This is a genomic window from Nonlabens dokdonensis (assembly GCF_002162835.1).
Lineage (GTDB): Bacteria > Bacteroidota > Bacteroidia > Flavobacteriales > Flavobacteriaceae > Nonlabens > Nonlabens dokdonensis_B.
Window position 1 is genome coordinate 45078 of the sequence record NZ_MAAX01000210.1, and the last position, 6396, is coordinate 51473.

Below are 6396 nucleotides of genomic sequence, written 5' to 3' on the forward strand. Positions count from 1 at the left end.
CATACTAATATCATAATTTCAATGAGTTTACTTTTTCAAGAAACTGCCGAAATCGCTACCGAAACGACACCTTTAGTAAATGAAGAATCGCAATCCCTTATAGGCTTGATAACTGCTGGTGGTCCTTCTGGAACGGTAATTATAGGAGTACTACTTCTATTATTATTTTTTGCTATCTATATATATTTTGAAAGGCTTATGAAAATAAGGTCTAGCTCTAAAATAGACAGTAATTTCATGCTACAGATTAAAGATCATATTTCTAACGGGAGACTAGATAGTGCAAAAATGCTTTGCGCAAAAGAAGATTCTCCAGTAGCACGACTTACTGAAAAAGGAATCAGTCGTATAGGATCACCTCTAGAAGATATTAATAGTGCTATTGAAAATGCAGGAAAACTTGAAGTTTACAAACTAGAAAAAAATGTGAGCATGCTTGCCACTATTGCTGGTGCTGCACCTATGATAGGATTCTTAGGTACCGTAATAGGAATGGTAATCGCTTTTAAAACTCTTGCAGACGCTGGCGGAAGTGCAGACATGGGAAGCCTTGCAGGTGGTATTTATACAGCAATGATCACTACAGTTGCAGGATTAATAGTCGGTATTGTGGCTTATATAGGATACAATCACTTAGTTGTTAAAACTGATAAAGTAGTACACCAGATGGAAGAAAACGCATCTGATTTCTTAGACTTATTAAATGAACCTGCTTAATTATGAATTTAAGAGGTAGAAATAAAGTAAGTCCAGAATTCTCTATGTCGTCTATGACAGACATCGTATTTCTATTATTGGTATTCTTTTTGCTTACATCACCATCCATAACGCCAGAGGCACTTGATCTTTTATTACCTAGCGCAGGTGGTAAAACTCAAACACAAGGTAAAGTCACTGTGAGCATCTCAAAAGATGGTGATTATTATGTGGACGCATCTCAAGCTACTGAGGAAGATCTAGAAAGCAGAATTTTAGGTGTACTTGAAGGTAAAGATAAACCTACCATAATGCTACGCTCTGATAAAGATGCAGCGGTAAGCCACTCTGTTAAAGTAATGGATATTGCAAATAGAAATAAAATACAGATTGTGCTGGCTGTAAAAAATAAATAGACATGAGTTATTTAAAGACAAAAGAGCAAAAGATTTCTGCAGTAATAAGTACGGTTATTATTCTAGCACTCATTCTATTGTTTAGATTTGTCTCTATCATCAATGTCATAGAAGCGCCAGAAAAGTCAGGAATAGCGATAAATTTTGGTAACACAGCAGTAGGCTCTGGACCAGTAGAACCTGCAAAACCTACTAAAGTTGCACAACAATCTAATCCAGAGCCTGAAACGCAGCCAGAAACTACACCTGTAGATAATGTGGTTACACAAGATAATACAGACGCTCCATCTGTAGTATCAGACCCAACAGTTATACAACCTGATCCAAAACCTGAAACAAAACCTACACCTAAACCTGTAGAGCCTAAACCAGACCCAAAACCTGATTCTTCTGTTTTAGACGCCATTAATAGCGCAACAGGATCTGAAGCGGTAGATGGAGAAACTAGTACTGGAGAAGGCCCTGGTGATGGACCTGGAAATAAAGGTAATATTAATGGCGACCCATATGCAAACACCTATTATGGAGCTCCAGGATCTGGTACTGGCGGTAAAGGCTATGGCCTTAATGGACGAGGCAAGTTAGCAGGAAGAGGAGTCGTTCAAGACTGCGATGAAACCGGAAGAGTAATTGTAGAAATTCAAGTAGACCGTTCAGGAAAAGTAATTAAAGCTACTCCAGGTAAAAAAGGAACCACAAATAGAGTACAATGCCTATTAGACGCTGCAAAAGAAAGCGCTCTAACCTATAGATTCAGTGCCGCTCCAAAGGCCAAAAATATACAAATAGGTTTCATTGAAGTTATTTTTAAAGTAGGAGAATAATTGTCTAATTACTCACAGACACTGGAATGGCTGTTCTCACAGCTACCTATGTACCAAAGAGCTGGAAAAGCAGCCTATAAAGCAAATCTTAATAATACTATTGATCTAGATAACCACCTAGGTAATCCTCACACTAGTTATAAAACTATCCATGTTGCTGGGACAAATGGCAAAGGCTCCAGCTGCCATCTTATGGCAAGCGCATTACAAGAAGCAGGATATAAAGTAGGCTTGTATACCTCGCCACATCTTAAAGATTTCAGAGAACGTATTAAAGTAAATGGGCAAATGTGCGAGAAAACTTTTGTCGTGGATTTTGTAAAAAAACACAAAAACTTTTTTATCGATCACCAGCTATCCTTTTTTGAAATGACCGTAGGAATGGCATTTCAATATTTTAAAGCAAAACAAGTAGATATTGCTGTTATAGAAACTGGATTAGGCGGTCGTCTAGATTCAACTAACATCATCAAGCCTGTAATTACCGCTATAACAAACATTGCAAAAGATCATACTGCGATTTTAGGAAATACCTTTACCGCAATTGCAAAGGAAAAGGCAGGTATAATTAAAGAAAAGGTTCCTGTTGTAATAGGAGAACAAAAGAGGTTTTTAAAATCTAGCTTTCGCGAAAGCGCCATTAATAAGAATGCACCCATTTATTTCATAGATCATAGATCACAAAGTTTACCGACCGATTTAAAAGGAGCCTATCAGAAAGCAAACTCCAGACTAGCTGAAAAAGTATTGACCCTTTTAAATGCTAACAACACAATTAATATAAGTGCTAAAGAAATACAGCTAGGATTTCTAAACGTGGTAAAAAACACCAGTCTTAGAGGTCGATATGAAATGAGCTGTGAAGAACCTAAAATCATACTGGATACTGCACACAATGTGGCAGGCATGTCTCAACTTATCAAACAAATTTTGACTGAAACGTATGAGCAACTTCATATTGTCATAGGAATGGTGAACGATAAAGATATCGATAAAGTTCTAGAGCTACTTCCTCAAAAAGCTACTTACTACCTAGCGAGACCAGACATCCCTAGAGGAATGCCTGTAGAAGAACTGAGTAATCATTTCACTCAACAGAAATTAATGAATACCACTTTTAAGTCTGTAAATCAAGCGCTTGAAAGGGCAAAAACAGCAGCCGCAAAAAACGATTTAATTCTAGTAACAGGAAGCACATTTGTTGTCGCAGAAATTATTTAAAAAAAATAAAAAATTTCCTTTGCAGAAATAAAAACAGTTGTATATTTGCAACCGCTTTAGGGCGCGTAGCTCAGTTGGTTCAGAGCACTTGGTTTACACCCAAGGGGTCAGGGGTTCGAATCCCTTCGCGCCCACAAAAGGTCTTCAGAAATGAAGACCTTTTTTTTATGTAATAAACTTAGACTCGACTCGTCTTCCATACTTGAGATTTTCATCTCTAGTAACAGTGATCTGAGTAAATGATTAATTATCAATCAACCATTTTTTAATCTTTATTATAAGATCAATTACATCTTTAAATAAATCTTCTTACTCTTATAATCGATCACAGCTTTTGATGCGATCAAAAAATCTGCTCCTAGCAACCCTTGAATAGAACGCATTCCTTCAGTTTTTAAGGCGTTATTAATGTAACTCATATCCATACTTAGCAAGGTAACGTCTTCATCGTTCCACTCGCCTAACTCTAATGTGTTTTTATGAGAAATTCTAGGACGCAAAGAGCCACTTGCCGTACCTATTTGTCTATCCATAAATTCTGTTTCTAGCTGGAATTCTTTATACATAGCCTGATTAACACACGTGGCACTCGCGCCAGTATCAATGATAAATCTACCTTTGTGCCCATTTATAGACGCCTTGGTAACGATATGGCCGCTTTTGCTAGCAACTCTTATGTTGTGTGCTATATAGCCTTGAGAAATAAGTAATTTTTTGAGCGACGCCATTAAAATAGGATTAAAGGGTAAATATAATTCCGCTTTTGCGAAAGCGGACTAAAGACCCACAACTTCTTTAAACACAAAGATCATAATTCAAGCCATAGGTATAACAATAACTTATAACTTCTATTGTCGCACCTACAATATACAAGCCTTATTTTTGCAAAATGATTTTTACAGATACACATACCCATTTATACAGCGAGGCGTTTGAGGAAGACCAAGACGCTATGATACAGCGCGCTCTAGACAAAGGAGTTCAACGCTTTTTTGTACCAGCTATAGACTCTACTTACACGCAATCCATGCTGGATCTTAAAAGCAAGTATCCTAAACAAGTGCATTTAATGTGCGGCCTACATCCTACTCATGTAAAGGAAAATTACCTAGAAGAACTGGCTCATGTAAAACAAATGCTTGATAAAGAGAACTACGTTGCCGTAGGAGAAATAGGAATGGATCTATATTGGGATAAAAATTTTAAAACACAGCAGCAAGAAGCATTTCATACTCAGATACAATGGTCTTTAGATCGTAATTTACCTATAGTGATTCACTGTCGTGAAGCATTTGACGAAGTCTTTGAAGTACTAGAAGATTATAAAAACACATCACTTCATGGTATTTTTCATTGTTTTACTGGAAATTTAGAACAAGCAAAACGCGCCGTTGACCTCAACATGAAATTAGGAATAGGTGGTGTGGTAACTTTTAAAAATGGCAAAATAGATCAATTTCTAGAAAAGATACCCTTATCTGAAATCGTATTAGAAACAGATGCTCCTTACCTAGCACCAGTTCCTTACCGTGGTAAACGCAATGAAAGCTCTTATTTAATTGAGGTAGCTCAAAAACTTGCAACGGTATATAATAAAGACATTAAAGAGATTGCACATATAACAACCTTAAATTCGCGTGAAGTTTTCGGTATATAAATTTGAGATCATTACATTTGTTTTTATAGATGCAAGATTTGAACAATTACGATGACATAAGGTTTTTTAATGACGCAGAGGTGCAAGTGGCACTTAAAAGTGCTGTGCGACACCCTATGATAAAAGCGCTTTTTCAATATACATTTAAAGAAATGGATTATGAAAAGGCAAAGAAAATAGTTTTATCATGTAAATCAATAAATGATTTTCAACGCGATGTCATAAGTAAAACGGTAGAACGTGTACTAGACGAGTCTAGTGCAGGACTCACCACAAGCGGATTTTCAAATCTTGATCCAGAAAAGAGCTACCTCTATATTTCAAATCATAGAGACATAGTTCTAGACACGTCGTTAATCAATGTTATCTTATTTAGAAAAAACCTTATTAGGACTGCAAGCGCGATAGGTGATAACCTCGTGCAACGACCATTTGTTAATGCTTTGAGCAAGTTAACACGCAATTTTATAGTAAAAAGAGGTGCTAGTCCACGCGAGATACTTACGAGTAGTAAAAAGTTAAGTGAGTATATCAACTTCTTAATTCATGAAGAGAATAGAAGTGTATGGATCGCCCAGAGACAAGGTCGCACTAAAGATGGTAACGACATTACAGAACAAGGTGTTCTCAAGATGATAGCGCTTGCTGCCGGCAAGAGAGGATTAGAAAATTATTTAAATAGTTTACGCATTGTCCCAGTTTCTATCTCTTATGAATATGATCCTACTGATATTTTAAAAGTACCTGAACTGCTTGCTAAACTAGCCGAACAGGAATATATTAAATCTGAAAATGAAGATTTTAATAGTATCCTTAAAGGTGCGCTAGGTCAGAAAAAGCATATTCACATTCACGCTGCACAACCTTTTAAAGTTACCGAACGTGCCAACCAAAGTACCAATCAAATTTTACAGCGAGTAGTACAGCATCTTGATAATGAAATTCAGACTAATTATAAATTATGGCCTACTAATTATGTGGCACATGATTTATTAACTTCTACTAGTAAGTATAAAGCTCATTATTCAGATCATGACATGCAACAATTTGAAAGAAGATTACGATTGCGAGTAAATGTAGAAGATCATAAGGCTGTAGAGAGTTTTCTCAACATGTATGCGAGACCAGTGTTAAATAAAGAAAAACTGGCTGTAACAAATGAAGCCTAATATTTTACTTATTTATACTGGTGGAACCATCGGTATGATGAAAGATCCAGAGACTAAAGCACTGAGAGCCTTTGATTTTTCTCAATTGCTAGTTCACATTCCAGAAATAAAACAGCTCGATTGCCATATTGAACCTTACTCATTTGAGTACCCCATAGATTCATCAGACATGAATTTAGAAGAATGGCGCAAATTAGGAGATGTTATATATACTAATTATGACGATTATGACGGTTTTGTAGTTTTGCACGGTAGTGATACCATGTCCTTTACTGGCAGCACTCTTAGCTTTATGTTTGAGAATCTTACAAAACCCATTATTCTAACTGGTTCTCAACTACCTATAGGAGATTTACGCACTGATGCAAAAGAAAACTTGATAACGAGCCTGCAACTTGCCATTCAAAACAACA

8 protein-coding genes and 1 tRNA gene are annotated in these 6396 nt (G+C 36.5%); 8 read left to right on the forward strand and 1 reads right to left on the reverse strand.

The annotated features are described in order from the left end of the window. The first annotated feature begins 21 nt into the window (after window positions 1-21). The 5 genes from A9Q93_RS13970 (at window position 22) to A9Q93_RS13990 (ending at window position 3291) form a co-directional block, all read left to right on the forward strand. Window positions 22-717, forward strand: a complete 696-nt coding sequence (locus A9Q93_RS13970) for a MotA/TolQ/ExbB proton channel family protein (RefSeq protein WP_303688017.1) — start codon at window positions 22-24, stop codon at window positions 715-717. Between the two features lie 2 nt (window positions 718-719). Further along, window positions 720-1112, forward strand: a complete 393-nt coding sequence (locus A9Q93_RS13975; RefSeq protein ID WP_303688018.1) for a biopolymer transporter ExbD — start codon at window positions 720-722, stop codon at window positions 1110-1112. A gap of 2 nt (window positions 1113-1114) precedes the next feature. After that, the gene (locus A9Q93_RS13980; protein ID WP_303688019.1) at window positions 1115-1936 is read left to right on the forward strand and encodes a hypothetical protein; all 822 of its coding nucleotides are present in this window, start codon (window positions 1115-1117) and stop codon (window positions 1934-1936) included. Between the two features lie 48 nt (window positions 1937-1984). Beyond that, on the forward strand, window positions 1985-3157 hold the full coding sequence (locus tag A9Q93_RS13985; protein ID WP_303688041.1) for a folylpolyglutamate synthase/dihydrofolate synthase family protein: 1173 nt from the start codon (window positions 1985-1987) through the stop codon (window positions 3155-3157). Window positions 3158-3216: 59 nt separating this feature from the next. Then, window positions 3217-3291 (forward strand) — tRNA-Val (locus A9Q93_RS13990). A gap of 153 nt (window positions 3292-3444) precedes the next feature. Here the strand turns inward: A9Q93_RS13990 and A9Q93_RS13995 are convergent. Continuing rightward, complete coding sequence (locus A9Q93_RS13995) at window positions 3445-3885, reverse strand: TIGR02281 family clan AA aspartic protease (RefSeq protein ID WP_303688020.1); 441 nt, start codon at window positions 3883-3885, stop codon at window positions 3445-3447. Window positions 3886-4046: 161 nt separating this feature from the next. Here A9Q93_RS13995 and A9Q93_RS14000 point away from each other — a divergent pair, with 161 nt between their 5' ends. The 3 genes from A9Q93_RS14000 to A9Q93_RS14010 all read left to right on the forward strand — a co-directional run. Then, the gene (locus tag A9Q93_RS14000) at window positions 4047-4814 is read left to right on the forward strand and encodes a TatD family hydrolase (protein WP_303688021.1); all 768 of its coding nucleotides are present in this window, start codon (window positions 4047-4049) and stop codon (window positions 4812-4814) included. Window positions 4815-4852: 38 nt separating this feature from the next. Then, window positions 4853-5983 (forward strand): 1-acyl-sn-glycerol-3-phosphate acyltransferase, encoded by a 1131-nt coding sequence (locus tag A9Q93_RS14005; RefSeq protein WP_303688022.1) that lies wholly within the window; start codon window positions 4853-4855, stop codon window positions 5981-5983. Then, a partial coding sequence (locus tag A9Q93_RS14010; protein WP_303688023.1) for an asparaginase occupies window positions 5973-6396 on the forward strand: 424 nt, incomplete at its 3' end. The genes A9Q93_RS14005 and A9Q93_RS14010, both read left to right, overlap by 11 nt.